Raw genomic sequence first — 14,698 nt, forward strand, 5'->3', positions numbered from 1 at the left:
CGCTATGACGGCAGTATTGTTACACAGGTTTACAAATGGCGTTACATCTCGATTCATCAACTGGGGATGGGGCGATCGCCCTCAGCCTTCTGCAACCAGGGTTGGGTCGTCTTCGCGTCGAATGGCAGCCAGCCTGTTGCTCAGTTTGAGCGTCGGACTGGTCAGCAGTTGTTCCCAACCAGCGGTTAGCGAACGGCGAACCTGGAAGGTCTATCAGAATCCCAACTACGGGTTTGAGTTTCCCTATCCCGACAACTGGATACCTGCGCCCCTGCCAGACAGCCAGGATGGGCGGCGATTTCGCAACCCCTACAGCCCGGATGTGGAAATTCTCGGCTGGGCGAGCCATATCTCGTCTACGCCGGGGGATTCGTCTGAGCAGGTGCGGCGGAGCGTGCTAGCTGCGCCCAACTTTACGACGCGCCAGGGATTGCGCGGACAGTTGCGCGTAGAAATCGGCAGCACCGTCAGCCTGATGACGCTGACGCTAACGGAAGAGGGCGTAGTGTATTTTTGGCAGGGGCGATCGCCCAGCGACCAGTTCTCGCAATACTATGAATTCTTTGACTATGTGGCCAAGCAGTACTACGTGACTCCGAAGAGCAGACCTAGCCCCCAATCCCCAGCCCAGAAATAGCCTGAAGTTGCAGTCTGAAATTGCTGCGGCGCAAGGCAGACGAGCTTGAGGCTTAACTCCGGAGCATCGCTACGCCACTAAATCTTGCCAGCCAAGTGAGCCAGTTGGCGCATATTCAGCAGGCGCATGGTCTGCCTAGCCGCGTCAATCTTGATCCAGCCTTTGCTGTCCAGTTTTTCCATGATCTTGGCTGCATCGTCTGGATTGATGTCTGTAACATCTGCTAAGTCTTTGATCGGCACGTTGAAAATCTCCGTGCCGTGGGGCGTTGATTTCCCGTAGTTTTCACCCAGCAGCACCAGCGTATTGGCTAGCTTGATCGCCGGAGCACGGTGCTGGATCTGGAAGCGAAAATTGGTCTGCCGCAACCGCCGCACCATCAGTTGCAGCATCTTGTGGTGCAGTTGCGAATCTTTGAACAGCGTCTGGATAAAACGCTGGGCGGAAATGCTGAGTAGCTTTACAGGCGACAGCGCCACCACATCCGTCGAGCGGGGAGACTCGTCCAAAATCGCCATCTCCCCAAAGAAATCGCCGCGCCCTAAAATCGCCAGCGTGACCACTTCTTCGCCAGAGTGACGGCGCACTTTTACCCAACCCGACTCGACAAAATAGACTGCATTTCCCCAGGCATCTTCCATCAGCACAGCACGGCCAGCAGGATACTCATGCTCAACCGCGATCGACAACAGCCACTCCAGGGTTTCTGGACTGGCGGAACTGAAGAGAGGGAACAATTCACTAAAGGCGGTGGTTTGCATGAAGAACGCCCTGGATAAGAAGTCGAAGGTCCCTCCAGGGGCTGTTTTGCGCGAAAGTCATTGGCGCGAAGAGAAACAGTCTGGCGAGACGCATAGTAGTCAAGCGCGGGGAGCCACTTGCCAAGGTTAGAATACCCAGGCGATCAGCAAATTTAGCAACCGCCTGCGGAGTCTGGAAGCCTTGCGAAAGTGCAGGTGAACGTCATTAGTAGAGCCAGATGGTTAAGTCTAGCGTATCATGGCGTTGTTATGGCGCTGTTATGGCACTCAGTCCACGTCGGCGATCGCCTGTCGCAGCAGTGGCAGCAGCAAATCGAGGAAAGGCGGCCAGCCCACTAGAATCGGCTGCTGGTGGGTCAGCGTGTCGGGGTCGAGGGCGGCTGCATCAAACCTGATGGGCTTGCCGTCCAGATCGCAACACACCAGCCCGGCTGCCCGGGCCAATGCCAGCGGCCCGACCGTATCCCAGAGTTTGACTCGGCGGTTGAGGTAAATATAAAGTGCGGCGCGACCCTGAATCACCTCCAACACCTTTAGCCCAAAGCTGCCGATAAAGCCAAACTGAGCCTGGGGGATATGGCGCAGAATGGACTCACCGTATCGACGGGCATCTTTAGTGCCGATTAGAACTGAGAAGCGATCGCCCGTCAGGTCTGGCTGGGTCGGCACGAGTGGAACCGCATCCCCTGCGCCCGCCTGCCCAAATAGCCCCAGTTCCTCGCCCCCAAAATACAGTTGATCAAACACAGGCGCATAGACCCAGCCCGCTGTCGGCCGCCCCTGCTCCAGCGCTCCCACCATGACGGAATAATGCGGCTTGCCGTGGATAAAGTCTTCTGTGCCATCCAGCGGATCGACCAGCCACAGGCGGCCAGCGTGCTGCGAGAATTGCCGACGCGAGGCGGCGTTTTCCTCAGAAATTACGCCATCGGCAGGAAACAACGCCGTCAGCCCCCCTGCAAGCTGAGCATCCAGCGCCCGATCCACGTCGGTCACGTAGTCGTCCAGCCCTTTTTCGTAGACCTTGAACGATCCTGCTGCCAGATCGAGCGATCGCCTGCCACAGTCCACCACCAGCCGATTAATTGCCGCAAGCTGATCGTCCGAAAGCTTCTGCATGGGTTTCCTGCTCGCTCCTGCGCTGCGTGCCGTCCTCATCATAGACTGCATCCTACGCGCTCAAGTGCCGCGCAACCCAGAGCAACACTATGACATGGATAGAAAAATTCTTAAGGACAGAGCGACGAATTGCCCCAGGAACGCTGGCCGTTGTTGCCGATGCAACTGTTCATCCAAACATTTCAAGAAATAATTCAGAAATGATTTAGAAATAGCCTGAATGGGTCAATCTGCCAGTAATGCGGCAATTTCTTTAAAATTGCACGGAGGGCCCTGTAAAAGTCCTGTAGAAACGAGAAAGATTCAAGATTGCTGATTTAGCGGTTATTTCAGAAATTGATTAAGCCCGCTATGACCTGATGAACAGTTCATCCTTACCCCCTTTCCTCAGGCGGAAAGAGTTCGGTAAGGTGGGAATGCGGCCCTGTTTCGTGAACCCCGCTGTAGACAAGCTGCTTTATGGCTGGCAAGACCTACACCTTCTATCGCCAATCTCCTGCCCGCACGTCCCTCGTTCACCCTACGAGTGGGCAAAATCCGCTGGTCTATCGCGCTGTCGTGCTGATGCTGCTGATTACGGGCGTGATGGGGGCGTTTGTCTATCGCCTGTCTGAACTGCAAATCTTTGAAGGGGCCCGCAATCGGGAACTAGCAGAGCAAAATCGGGTACGCCGCATTCCCCTAGTGGCCGACCGGGGAACCGTGAGCGATCGCCACGGCAAGCTCCTGGCCACCAGCCAGATTTCCCGCTACGTCTACCTCTGGCCCCGGCAGCACTCGCCCAGAGAATGGCAGGAAATTGCCGTTCACCTGTCGCCGACCATTGGGGTTAGCCCAAAGGAAATTCTGGGTCGCCTGGAAAAGGCGGGCTATACCTCTCTTCTGCCCGTGCGCGTTGGCAACCAGCTTTCACCAACTATGTTTGTGGCCGTGGCCGAACAGTTGCCCCGCTGGCCAGGGGTGGAAATTCTCACCGGGTCAAGCCGCCGGTATCCCAACGGGTCGCTGGCATCCCATGTGTTGGGCTACATCGGCGAAGCAACTGAAGAGGACATGGCCCGCAATCCCGATTATCCCAGCGGCATGATCGTCGGCAAGATGGGCATTGAGCGCCTAGCGAACAAACAACTGGAGGGCAAGTGGGGCGGGCGACTGGTAGAAGTGGACGCACGCGGTCAGGAATCTCGCTTGCTGGGCGAACAGCCGCCAATCGGCGGTGAACCCGTTCAACTGACGCTGGATCTGGCATTGCAACGAACGGCAGAAAAGGCGTTGGGCGGGCGACGCGGTGCAGCAGTCGTGCTGAATGTGAAAACGGGTGAGATATTGGCGCTGGCCAGTTCGCCCACGTTTGACCCCAATATGTTTACCCGCAGCGTTACCGAAGCGGAATGGCAGCAACTTCAAAAGGGCGACCAGCCGTTTCTCAACCGGGCGCTCCAGGGTTATCCACCGGGCAGCACGTTTAAGATTGTGACAGCGGCAGCCGGCATGGAGACGGGTAAGTTTTCACCCCAAGCGCGAGTGGGTACGTCGGCATTTCTCAGCGTGGGCGGGCATCAGTTTTGGGAAAGTAGCCGTCGCGGGTTTGGGGCGATCGGCTTCCGCGATGCCCTGGCCTATAGCAGCAATACCTTTTTCTTTCGGGTGGGCATGTCGGTGGGGCCAGAGGCGATCGCCCGCTGGGGCAAGGCGCTAGGCATTGGCATCGAAACGCCACACCTGGGGCTGGAGGGGGCCAGCATTGGCATGATGCCCACGCCCGATGAGAAAGAAGCGCTATACAACGAACCCTGGTATCTGGGCGACACGATTAGCATGTCAATCGGGCAAGGGCTGGTGCAGGCGACCCCGCTGGAACTGGCGGTGATGACGGCGGCGATCGCCAACGGCGGCAAGCGCGTCCAGCCCCATCTCCTCGCCTCGCAGACCAACCGACCCGACGTGCAGCCCGTGTCAGCGGGCCTCAAGCCTGAAACCATCAAAGCCATTCAGGAAGGACTGCTGGCCACAGTGCAAAAGGGTACAGCTCGCCGCCTGGCCGATGGCTCCATCCCCCTGACGGCAGGTAAAACGGGCACCTCGGAAGTGGGCCCCGGCCGCAAGCCCAACGCCATGTACGTGGGCTACGGCCCGGTGAGCGATCCGCAGATTGCGATCGCCGTCGTCATTGAAAACGGAGGCTATGGCGGCGTGGCGGCGCTGCCTGTGGCTCATGAGGTATTTAAGACGTATTTTGGGAAGCAGTGATGCCACCTAAAGCGGCGGTAGCTCCTCCAAAATGGTGAACCGGACGTGGTTAATGGCTAGATCCCCAATTGACACATCCACATCGCTGGTTGGCGTTTTGATGGTTTCAAACGAAATACCCTTAGCCATTTCGGCATGGAACCAGGGCAGGCCCATGAAAAAGCGGGTGGGGTAGGGGCCGCCATCCACCACATCGTCCACATTTGACTCCATTGGCAGCCAGCCAAAGCCCGGAATGTAGAACTCGATCCAGACGTGGTTAAACTCTGGCTCTAGCGGATACCGCTGGCGATCGGCATAGGGCGGACACTTGTAGCGGCCAACGGTGCGGCAGGCGATGCCATTCAACCGAGCCAGCGCCAGCAAAATGCCGACATATTCGCCGCAGGAGCCTGTGCCCCGCTCCAGCGCCACATCGGGCGTGTCGATATGGGGCTTGATGCTGTAGGACAGGCGATCATAGACGTAGTTGCGAATTTTCAGAATTTTGCGGAGCAGATTGGTTTCTGTGCCAATGGACTCGCGGGCGGCGGCGCGGATGACAGGCGTTTCCATCGCCAGATCGTCGTCATCGACCAGATAGCGCGACTGAAACTCCAACGACAGCGGCGGGATTTTCTCCACGTCGTCATAGGTGAACTGATACTTGATGCCGCGTACTTCCAGCAGCGCCTTCCAGCCAAAGATGTGGCTTTCGTGGGGCCGGAGTTGGTCAAACTTGAACACCGCAACCCGCTGTCCGTCTTGCAGTTCTTCGGTAAACGGGATGCCAATCGGCTCCACCTGTCGCAGCTTTTGGCGGGCCGTTTCCGCAGGCAGAGCAATCCGCCACTCTAGACCGTTTAGCTGCACCGCATCCAGCGGGGAAATCTCCTCGGCGTAGATCATTTCCACCAGAAACCCGTTGGAGAGCGTGTAGTGCTGCTGCGGGTCGTAGCGGAAATAGAGCGGGTGGAGAAAGGTGCGATCGCGGAAGGTTAGCTCGTAGGGCAGTTCCGGATTATTGGGGTCGTCTCGAATGTAGGCTTCCTCAAAGGAATAGACGACGTACAGCACCTCATCGCCCGTTGTGGGATCGGGATAAAACGCCAGCCCGCTGGGGCTATCGAAGGGGGTCAGCAGGCTGAATCGCAATTCGCCCGTTGCCCGATCCATAGAGTAGACCGTGCGCTCTAGGCGATCGCACAGCCACAGTTCTTCCCCCCGAAAGGTGAGATTTTCAATCCCCACACCGGGCGCGGCGAAGCGAGTAATCTCGCGCTGAGTTTCCGCGTCGTAGATCAAAATTGCACCCGCTTTTTGGCAGGTGATGTAAACTGCACTGCCGTAGACCGCCACGCCATCTGCCGGGTAGGGCAGCGTTGCAAACTCGTCTGGAGTGAGCGTATCGCCGGACAGATCAGTGAGGGGGCAGCGATAGACCCTATTTTCCCGCGTGAACCAGAGCGTGTCTCCGGCGATCGCCAGTCCGCTGCCATCCAGAAATTGCTCAGTATGTTTGGAGTTGAGAATCGTCGTGCTGTCGCTGTCGGGGGCGATCGCCACCAGATACCCCCGCACTGCGTCCAGCGTCAGCAGCCTGCCCTCATGCAGCGCCAGCCCCCGCATCATATACACCCCCACGGGACGCACCGTGCGGTGCAGCGTCGTTGCGTTGGACTGAATCACCAGGGAATCTCCCGGCTGTTCTGAGGCATTGGATAGGGCAGGTTCAAGCAGCATAAAGGGTTCGGGATGCAGGATCAGGGGTCAGGCTGATTAAGCCGTCTTACATCATAGGAAAAAGACCCCGGCGGCGTGTGTATCCAAATGATGGTTTTTCGGTTAACCCCTAACGCTTGCAGACTCCAGGCAGGGTTCAATCGTGGCGACGACGGACTCTGCCAGCGCGGTGTAGTCATAGCCGCCCTCTAGTCCAAAGGCAAGGTGCGGCGTGATTTGCAGACAATAGCGCGTGAAAATCCCGTAATCGGAAGGGTTCAGGCAGATTCGCGCCAGTGGGTCGGCACGGGTTGCATCGTAGCCCGCGCTGACCAGCAGCAGATCGGGGCGAAACGCCTGGAAAAAGGGCACAATTTCTCGTGCAAACAGCGGCTCATAGTCTGCCAAGGTGCTGCCGGCCTGCATGGGAAAATTTCGCACGGTGTTATGCGGGCCGCGATCGCCCGCTGCGCCGGTGCCCGGATACTGCGGATATTCGTGCAGCGAGCAAAACGCAATGCGCGGGTCAGATTCCACAATCGCCTCAGTGCCGTTGCCATGATGCACGTCCCAGTCCAAGATGCCGACGCGCTCTATGCCCGGCTGCTGGAGCGCATACTGAGCGGCGATCGCCACATTGGAAAACAGGCAAAACCCCATACCCCGCTTGGGCAGTGCATGATGCCCCGGCGGGCGCACCAGGGCAAACGCTGGCCGCCCCGTTTGCAGCACCGTGTCTACTGCATCCAGCCAGGCGCTCACCGCTAGCAGCGCCGCCTCGTAGCTATCCGGCGACACAACCGTATCCGGATCGACCTGCCCGCCGCCGTGGGTGGCGACATATTCCACCGCCGCTACATAATCCGGGGGATGCACGGCGTAGAGCGCCGCCATCAGGCGATCGCCCTGAGCATCCACAGGCGTGGGCGATCGCCAATCGAGCCGATCGGCCCACGGCACCTGCCGCAGCGCCGCCACCACTGCCCGCAACCGTCCGGCGTTTTCGGGATGGTAGGAACCCGTGTCATGCTGCAAAAACACGTCGGAATAGAAGATCGGAAACTGCGACATGGCAAGGCGCTCTGGGGAGGAATGCCTCGATTTTACAGCGCTATTCTAGGGTGGAGGGGCTTAACCGAGCGATCGCAGGCGCATTTAAAGAAGCTAAAGAAGCGTTTCAAGGAATGGCTCAACCGCATTTTCTCTTCCAAAGTTGAACAGCACTCCGTACCCAAAAGTGAATAAGTTAACTACTAGGAGAATGGACTATGCAAATCACGATCAATTTACCGCCAGATCTTGAGCAAGACCTGCTCCGTCAAGCAGAGCAATCTAATGTTCCATTGCAGACTTTGATTCTACAAGCCTTACGTCAGGTAATTCAGCCACCCTCTGTTTCCACGTCTCAGTGGTCGGAATTTATCTTGTCCTATGAAGGCATTCCTGACTTCCCTCCGTTTGAGTCCTATCGTGACGAACTCCTTCCACCCCCTGAGCCGGAGCTATTCTGATGCAATATCTGCTGGATACTTGCGTCATCCGCGACTTCATCAAGGGTGAACCTGGCACTAAAGTCAGCCTCAAGCAAACCCCGCCTGTTGATATTGCGGTCTCGGCGATTACGGTCATGGAGTTATGCTACGGATTGGCCCTCAATCCTCAACGCGCCCAAAAGGTTGAACGGCGATCGCCAGCTTTCTGTCTTCTGTAAGAATTCTCCCTTTTAGCACCCTAAAAGCAGAACAAGTGGCTGAAATTCGTGCGCTCCTTCAATCTCAAGGGCAGCCAATTGGGGCTTACGATGTCTTGATAGCGGCTACAGCGCTTCAGCATAGCCTGGTTATGATTACTGCAAACTTGTGAGAATTTGGGCGCGTTTCGGGACTGCAAGTTGAAAGTTGGCAACAATCGACCTGAATGCTACTAACCAATGTTATTGACCGTTGATGATTAGGCGATCGCCCTCCACGCGCACGTCTCTCAGTTCTACCCGCCGCGCTTCGAGTTCGGCATTGATGCGGGCTTCCAACTCTGCCAGTGATAGCCCAAGCTGGCTGGCCACGGCCGACGCGGGCAGGCTCAGATTGCCGACCTTCACGGTCATGTTTTCGTCAAATTGCAGCTTGCCGTTTCGCACCGTCGGGTTGCCCTCGATGCCGAGATACACGCCGCGCCGCCCCAGCGCCGGAACGAAAGCCAGCACGCGATCCAGCGCCGCCCGCTCTTGCTCGGTCAATCCGTCGGTGGGCAGTTCCGACAGGTTCACCACCACGCCGCCTTTGATCTGGCCATCCTCGATGGTGGTGCTAAAGCCGTTTTGCAATAGCGTCTGACCTTCGGGAGATTGGGCGATCGCCTCCGCCACCAGTTGGTTAACCTGCTGGCTGTTGAGTTCAACTGGTGTGCTGGAAGTGGCAATACTCTCAAGAAGTTGCGAGGAGGGCAGAGTTGGGCTAGAACTTGATATTTCGGTTGGCGCTTTGGTCGTGTACCAATCTGGCACGCGGGAAACTTGCCGCATCGATAGAGACAACGCGGCGATCGCTCCTATGGCAAGTCCTGCCCCAACTCCTAAAAAGGAAACCAATAACTTATTCATATTGCAATATCAATCTCAAACTCCCGATGCAAAGCAATAGGCACGTCTACCCACAATCCCGGTGATTAGGCTATAGGCAAAAGTATATAAAGTGCTTTGCGGAACCATCCTAAGTGTTTCGGCTTTAAGTTTTCCTGTAGTTACTTATTTTTGCTCTCACTTAAATTAAATTGAAATACAGCTTCTAGTAAATCGAGAGTTCAGCTTTTCAACAAATGTTTCCGAGCCTAGAACGTGAATCAATCCAAATTCGTAACCTTACAAAAACCTATCCTAACGGTTACAAAGCCCTGAAAGGAGTCAATCTCGATATTCCAATGGGCATGTTTGGCCTGCTAGGCCCCAATGGAGCCGGAAAATCCAGCCTGATGCGTACCATTGCCACCCTCCAAGAGGCCAGTGAGGGCACAATTCAGTGGGGCGATATCAACGTCCTAGAAGAAAAGGTGCGGGTGCGCCAGCTGTTGGGCTATCTGCCCCAAAGCTTTGGCGTGTATCCTGGCGTGTCTGCTGAGAAGCTGTTGGATCATTTTGCCGCATTGAAAGGCATCACCAACGGCAAGGAGCGGAAGGAATTGGTGAAGCACCTGCTGCACCAGGTGAATTTGTACGAAGCGCGCGATCGCGCTGTCAGTGGCTTCTCGGGCGGTATGCGGCAGCGGTTTGGCATTGCTCAGTCCCTCGTCGGCGACCCCCGCCTAGTAATTGTGGATGAACCCACTGCAGGCCTCGACCCGGCTGAGCGGGTGCGCTTTCTGAATTTGCTCAGCGAAATTTCGGAACGGGCAGCGATCATTCTCTCCACCCACATTGTGGAGGATGTGAGCGAACTCTGTCCCCAGATGGCGGTGCTGATTGCCGGACAAATCCGCCTCACCGGGCAACCCATAAACCTGATGCAACAACTAGCGGGTAAGGTCTGGCGAATTCGCCTGAAGCGGGATGACCTACCCACTTACGAGGAAAAGTTTCAGGTTCTCTCCACCCGCTTCTTCATGGGCGACATCATTGCCCGGATTTATAGCGAGTCGGACCCCGGTGCCGGGTTTGAGGTGGTCGAACCAGACCTAGAGGATGTCTACTTCTGTGTAATGAAGGAGATTCCGGCGTTGCAATTGCCTCAGATGGCAAGCACGTTAGATCCAGGCAGCCAGATCTAAATTATCGAACCGAAGACTGTCCTATTTCCAAATGTCGAACTACGAAAGGTCGTCAAAAAATCATCTTTTTACAGGACTTTTCAACTAGTCTCTTAATTCGAGGAGAGTCGTTATTTCCCAGAGTCGTTAGAACGTTTTCACGTCAGAAGAGATATGTCTGCAATCAAACAGTTCATATTAATCAGTTATTGTGCATTCTGCCTTGCGGCCTGTAATGCCAATACCACTGTTCCTGCTGGGCCTACCTCCAGCGCAACGGATTCCCCGGCAAAACCAGCGGAAAGCGCTCCTGAAATTGACACATTCACCTTTGATGAAATCGATATCAGAGGTTGTGGGATGTCTCTCTGGTCTCCGGGACGTGACCCTCGATCCGATGGTGTCTACCTATTTAACGGTATCGAACCTCCCAATGGTGCCTCCGAGGGCACGATGCGTATGAAGGTGGATAGCCGCATCGTGAAGTTTCAGCGCACGGTCGGGGAAGGGGAGGAATATTACGGACAGTTCAACCATCAAGTTTTCAAAAGTCTTGATGGCGACCTGACTGTCACAGTTGATACGGAGGTGACTGCCACAGCAGAGCCAGAAGAAGTCAGGAGTGTTGAAGGAACCCTAACCCTTGTCGGTTCCAATGGTCAGGAAACCTCAGTCAAGGTCACAGGTGACGCCGGTTGCTAAAATCCGCCCATTCGATCTCTAGCTCGACTATCTGACCATGACCACCCATCCCCCCACTACCCACCATCCCACCACCCCCTCCCCTTGGCAACCCGTCGGGGAAATCGTCCGCTTTGAGCTACAGGAAAGCCTCCGCACCCGCTTTTTACCCCTGGCCTTTGGCTTTTTCTTGGTCGTGGGACTGCTGGTGATGCATGTCAACGGCAGCGATGTTCTGTTCTTTCCATTTCTCAGGCAAGCCGCAGGTACGGCCACCAAACCAGGGGAGATGATTCCCTACGCCAATGCCCCCCTGGCCATTATGAATACGGTGAGCCTTCTAGCGGGGATTCCTCTAGCGATCGTAGTAGCTGGCATCTTTGCCGATCGTGCCACCAAGGACTTCACGGCCAACATGGATGGGCTGCTGTTTACCTCGCCCCTGAAGGAGTGGCAGTTTGCCGCAGGGCGACTGATCGCCAGTTTTTTGATCAGCCTAATGGTTTTCCTGGGATTGGGGTTCGGACTTTGGCTGGGGTCAATCTTGCCCTGGATGGCCCCTCAACGCATCGGCCCCTTCAACTTCCTCAGCTATGTCCAGCCGTACCTCTCTTTTGTCATTCCCAATATCCTAATTTTTGGTCTGTTTAGCTTTGCCCTAGGATTACTCAGCCGCCGCACCCTAACCAGCTACCTGAGCATTGTTGGGCTATATTTGGCCTCCAGCATAGTTATCTTCATCTTTTCTGCGCTTAACTTGGATCCGTTCTTCAATGTTCTGGCGAATCCCTTTGGGTCTGGTTCCGTAGACTACGCTGTCCGGTTTTGGACCAAGATTGAGCAAAATACTTTACCGGTGCCCTTTGCCCCGGCCATCTGGCTGTCGCGGTTGATCTATCTGGGGCTGAGCGCAGCCTTTTTTGCCTGGATTTGGCGACGCTTTAGCTTTGCAGGCATGGCCACGGCCCGACCCAACCCCCGCCTGGAGCAATTCCTAGACTGGGTAGAACGGCGGTTCCTGGGTTGGAAAACCACCCCACCGCGGGAACTCCCGGCAGAGGCGGCCCCTGCCCGGTCTGAACTGGCGGCACTCCCCACCGCCCACCGCCACTACGGCCCCGACGCCCAAGCGAGCCATGTCTGGCGCATCGCCCAAATGGAACTCAAGCGGTTGATCTGGAATCCGCTGGTGCTGGCGGTTCTAAGTATTAGCGTGCTGGTGTTGATGGTGTTGGTTGGCACGTCTATTCGGGACAATTCCGACTTGCCCGCCCTGCCCGCCACGGCCTTCATCGTGGAAATGGCATCCTTGCTGATGAAGTTCCTGGCCCCGCTGTTGATTATTTTCCTGGCCGGAGATCTGATCTGGCGGGAGCGGGAGGTGAAGGTAGACCCCTTCACCGATCCGCTGCCCGTACGCAGTTGGGCCTTGGTATTGGGTAAACTGCTGGCCCTAGCCCTGATTCTGGCGCTCGTCCTGGTTCTACTAACGGTGGGCGGGCTACTGGCCCAGACCCTACAGCAATACACCCACTACGAACTGGGGGTTTACGCCGTTGGGGTGTTTACCCTCGTGCTGGTGGATTTGCTGTTGATCAGCATTCTGGCAATGACCATTCAGGTGCTGGTCAACCAGAAGTTTCTGGGCTATCTGCTGTCTGCCGCCCTAGTGATTGTGTTCGCCCAGGGAGGTAACCTGTTTCGGTCGGCGCGGTTGCTCCAGTACGGCTATAAACCCGATGCCCATTACAGCTCGATTAGCGGCTATGGGGGGATGTTGGAGCCAGTCCGCTGGTACCAGGGTTATTGGTTGGCGATCGCCCTGCTGCTCCTCTGCATCTCAGCCCTGTTTTGGGTGCGGGGCGTAGATACCCAACCCAAACAACGCTGGCGCATTGCCCGCCAGCGCTTCACCCGCCCCATGCAGACTGTCATGGGCCTCAGCGCCCTGGCCGCGATTCTCCTGGGGGGCTGGATTTTCTACAATACCCACCTGCTCAACCCGGCTCTAAGTCGCGCCCAGGTGGAAGCTCAGGTGATTGCCTACGAACAAGCCTACGGTCGCCTGATCGAGGCCCAGCCCAAGATCACCGCCGTGGATTGGCAGGGGGATCTGTACCCCGAGGCCGATGGCCGCTTTGCCGTCAAGGGCACCTATACCCTAGAAAACAAGACCCAAAAGCCGATTGACACCATTCTGCTGAACCTGCCCAGGGGCATTCAGGTCAATCAACTGACGGTCAACGGGAACGCTGCCACCACCACAGCGGAGCATCCTGTGGTGCAAGCCTACGAATTTCCCCTAGGTGCTCCCCTGCCACCGGGGGCTACCGCCGAGGTGAGCTTTGACCTGCTCAAAAAGCCCGGCTCAGCAGTGGCAGGAGAAGGCATTAAGGATTTCAGCAGCCATTTCGAGAATGGCTTGAATTTCAGAAGCCTTGACTTTATGCCCATGGTCGGCTTTTTCCAGCGGCCCCGGCTTAAGGATGCGCAAAAGCGGCAACAGGCGGGCCTGCCCCCCCTCGATCCAATCGTCGAAGCCGCCAGACTGACCCAATACACCCCCCTCATACCCGCCGGGGATGCTGACTTAGCCCAGTTCTCGGCCACTCTCAGCACCAGCGCCGACCAGATCGCCATTACCTCCGGCGAACTTGTGCGAGATTGGGTAGAGGGAAACCGCCACTACTTCCAGTACCAGAGCCGAGAGCCCATTCTCCCGGTGGTGCCCATCCTGTCGGGGCGGTACGAGGTGCTCAAGGATCAGTGGCAGGACGTACAGATGGAGCTGTACTACCACCCAGGGCACGATCGCAACCTGGAACGCATGGTGCGGGGTATGAAAAACACCCTGGACTACGCCACTCAGAACTTCGGCCCCTTCCCCCACAAAACCCTGCGCCTGGTGGAAGTGCCCTACGTGGGCGAAGCCGTTAGCTATCCGGCCACCATTACCCGGGGCGAACGCTTTGGCTATCTGACTAAATTCGACGACAAGGACCCCACCAGCGTAGACGAAGCCTTCCGCATTGCCGCCCACGAAACCGCCCACCAGTGGTGGGGGCAGCAGCTCCTACCATCAGCCGCTCCAGGGAACAAATTTCTGCTGGAAGCCCTGCCGGAATACACCGCCAACCAAGTCTATGGCCGAGAATATGGCCCGGAAAAACTGGGGTTTGCCCTGCGCCGCAACCTGGATGGCTACTTGCGGAATCGGTCGCAATCCGATGTACCTCTGGTGGAGGCAGAGGCCCAGCACTTGGTTTACCTAAAAGGTGCCTTGGCTCTGTTTGCCCTGCAAGACTACCTGGGTGAAGATGTGGTGAACGGTGCCCTAGCCAACCTGCTGAAGCAGTATGCGGACGTGCCGCCCTACCCCTCTGCTACGGATCTGGTCGCCGCCCTCCGGGCCGTGACTCCCGCAAAATATCAGTACCTAATCACTGACCTGTTTGAGACCGTCACCCTCTACGACAACCGCATCACCGCCGCCACCGTCACCCCCCGGCCCGACGGCAAGTTTGACGTCACCCTCACCATCAACACCGCCAAGGTGCGCTCCGACGAAGCGGGCAACGAAACCCCCGCCCCCATGAACCAGGAGGAGATCGATGTCGGGGTTTACAACGCCGAGGGCAAGCTGATTTACCTGAAGAAGCACCCCTTCTCCGATGGTGAAAGTCAGATTACTGTCACCGTGGATCAACAGCCCCTGCGGGCAGGCATTGACCCCCTGCACAAGCTGATTGATAAGCTACCGGATGACAACTGGGTAGCAGTTCATGAAGCGAGCTGATCCAGCAAAAGCGGT

11 protein-coding genes and 1 pseudogene are annotated in these 14,698 nt (G+C 56.7%); 7 read left to right on the forward strand and 5 right to left on the reverse strand.

The annotated features are described in order from the left end of the window. Positions 1 to 4: 4 nt before the first annotated feature. The gene (locus IGS16_RS11815) at positions 5 to 637 is read left to right on the forward strand and encodes a hypothetical protein (RefSeq protein WP_297085655.1); all 633 of its coding nucleotides are present in this window, start codon (positions 5 to 7) and stop codon (positions 635 to 637) included. A gap of 77 nt (positions 638 to 714) precedes the next feature. Here the strand turns inward: IGS16_RS11815 and IGS16_RS11820 are convergent, their stop codons facing one another. Together IGS16_RS11820 and IGS16_RS11825 are read right to left on the reverse strand one after the other, a co-directional pair. Further along, on the reverse strand, positions 715 to 1,398 hold the full coding sequence (locus IGS16_RS11820) for a Crp/Fnr family transcriptional regulator (RefSeq protein WP_297085656.1): 684 nt from the start codon (positions 1,396 to 1,398) through the stop codon (positions 715 to 717). 267 nt (positions 1,399 to 1,665) lie between these two features. Next, positions 1,666 to 2,517, reverse strand: coding sequence for an inositol monophosphatase family protein (locus IGS16_RS11825; protein WP_297085658.1), 852 nt, complete (start codon positions 2,515 to 2,517; stop codon positions 1,666 to 1,668). A 459-nt stretch (positions 2,518 to 2,976) separates the two neighbouring features. Here IGS16_RS11825 and mrdA point away from each other — a divergent pair, with 459 nt between their 5' ends. Continuing rightward, positions 2,977 to 4,767, forward strand: coding sequence for a penicillin-binding protein 2 (gene mrdA, locus IGS16_RS11830; protein ID WP_297085660.1), 1,791 nt, complete (start codon positions 2,977 to 2,979; stop codon positions 4,765 to 4,767). Between the two features lie 6 nt (positions 4,768 to 4,773). Here the strand turns inward: mrdA and IGS16_RS11835 are convergent, their stop codons facing one another. Next, on the reverse strand, positions 4,774 to 6,378 hold the full coding sequence (locus tag IGS16_RS11835) for a transglutaminase domain-containing protein (protein ID WP_367185786.1): 1,605 nt from the start codon (positions 6,376 to 6,378) through the stop codon (positions 4,774 to 4,776). A gap of 213 nt (positions 6,379 to 6,591) precedes the next feature. Then, on the reverse strand, positions 6,592 to 7,539 hold the full coding sequence (locus tag IGS16_RS11840; protein ID WP_297085664.1) for a histone deacetylase: 948 nt from the start codon (positions 7,537 to 7,539) through the stop codon (positions 6,592 to 6,594). A gap of 197 nt (positions 7,540 to 7,736) precedes the next feature. Between IGS16_RS11840 and IGS16_RS11845 the strand changes: the two genes are divergently transcribed. Both IGS16_RS11845 and IGS16_RS22345 read left to right on the forward strand, forming a co-directional pair. Continuing rightward, the gene (locus IGS16_RS11845; RefSeq protein WP_297085665.1) at positions 7,737 to 7,979 is read left to right on the forward strand and encodes a hypothetical protein; all 243 of its coding nucleotides are present in this window, start codon (positions 7,737 to 7,739) and stop codon (positions 7,977 to 7,979) included. Further along, a pseudogene (locus tag IGS16_RS22345) lies at positions 7,979 to 8,331 on the forward strand (PIN domain-containing protein). The gene IGS16_RS11845 and the pseudogene IGS16_RS22345 overlap by 1 nt, the downstream one beginning before the upstream one ends. A gap of 70 nt (positions 8,332 to 8,401) precedes the next feature. Here IGS16_RS22345 and IGS16_RS11860 read toward each other — a convergent pair. Beyond that, the gene (locus IGS16_RS11860; RefSeq protein WP_297085670.1) at positions 8,402 to 9,067 is read right to left on the reverse strand and encodes a hypothetical protein; all 666 of its coding nucleotides are present in this window, start codon (positions 9,065 to 9,067) and stop codon (positions 8,402 to 8,404) included. Positions 9,068 to 9,282: 215 nt separating this feature from the next. On the opposite strand from IGS16_RS11860, the gene IGS16_RS11865 reads away from it, so the two are divergent. The 3 genes from IGS16_RS11865 to IGS16_RS11875 all read left to right on the forward strand — a co-directional run bounded on the left by IGS16_RS11865 (position 9,283) and on the right by IGS16_RS11875 (position 14,683). Then, the gene (locus IGS16_RS11865; protein WP_297085672.1) at positions 9,283 to 10,227 is read left to right on the forward strand and encodes an ABC transporter ATP-binding protein; all 945 of its coding nucleotides are present in this window, start codon (positions 9,283 to 9,285) and stop codon (positions 10,225 to 10,227) included. A 153-nt stretch (positions 10,228 to 10,380) separates the two neighbouring features. Beyond that, on the forward strand, positions 10,381 to 10,908 hold the full coding sequence (locus IGS16_RS11870) for a hypothetical protein (RefSeq protein WP_297085673.1): 528 nt from the start codon (positions 10,381 to 10,383) through the stop codon (positions 10,906 to 10,908). Between the two features lie 37 nt (positions 10,909 to 10,945). Then, the gene (locus IGS16_RS11875) at positions 10,946 to 14,683 is read left to right on the forward strand and encodes a hypothetical protein (protein ID WP_297085674.1); all 3,738 of its coding nucleotides are present in this window, start codon (positions 10,946 to 10,948) and stop codon (positions 14,681 to 14,683) included. Positions 14,684 to 14,698: the final 15 nt, after the last annotated feature.

It is taken from the genome of Thermoleptolyngbya sp. C42_A2020_037, from assembly GCF_015272455.1.
GTDB lineage: Bacteria > Cyanobacteriota > Cyanobacteriia > Elainellales > Elainellaceae > Thermoleptolyngbya.

Coding starts and splice junctions, on each gene's coding strand:
- IGS16_RS11845 (WP_297085665.1), top strand. CDS start 7,737: ATGCAAATCACGATCAATTTACCGCCAGATCTTGAGCAAGACCTGCTC.
- IGS16_RS11865 (WP_297085672.1), top strand. CDS start 9,283: ATGTTTCCGAGCCTAGAACGTGAATCAATCCAAATTCGTAACCTTACA.
- IGS16_RS11840 (WP_297085664.1), bottom strand. CDS start 7,539: ATGTCGCAGTTTCCGATCTTCTATTCCGACGTGTTTTTGCAGCATGAC.
- IGS16_RS11825 (WP_297085658.1), bottom strand. CDS start 2,517: ATGCAGAAGCTTTCGGACGATCAGCTTGCGGCAATTAATCGGCTGGTG.
- IGS16_RS11835 (WP_367185786.1), bottom strand. CDS start 6,378: ATGATGCGGGGGCTGGCGCTGCATGAGGGCAGGCTGCTGACGCTGGAC.
- IGS16_RS11860 (WP_297085670.1), bottom strand. CDS start 9,067: ATGAATAAGTTATTGGTTTCCTTTTTAGGAGTTGGGGCAGGACTTGCC.
- IGS16_RS11815 (WP_297085655.1), top strand. CDS start 5: ATGACGGCAGTATTGTTACACAGGTTTACAAATGGCGTTACATCTCGA.
- IGS16_RS11870 (WP_297085673.1), top strand. CDS start 10,381: ATGTCTGCAATCAAACAGTTCATATTAATCAGTTATTGTGCATTCTGC.
- IGS16_RS11820 (WP_297085656.1), bottom strand. CDS start 1,398: ATGCAAACCACCGCCTTTAGTGAATTGTTCCCTCTCTTCAGTTCCGCC.
- mrdA (WP_297085660.1), top strand. CDS start 2,977: ATGGCTGGCAAGACCTACACCTTCTATCGCCAATCTCCTGCCCGCACG.
- IGS16_RS11875 (WP_297085674.1), top strand. CDS start 10,946: ATGACCACCCATCCCCCCACTACCCACCATCCCACCACCCCCTCCCCT.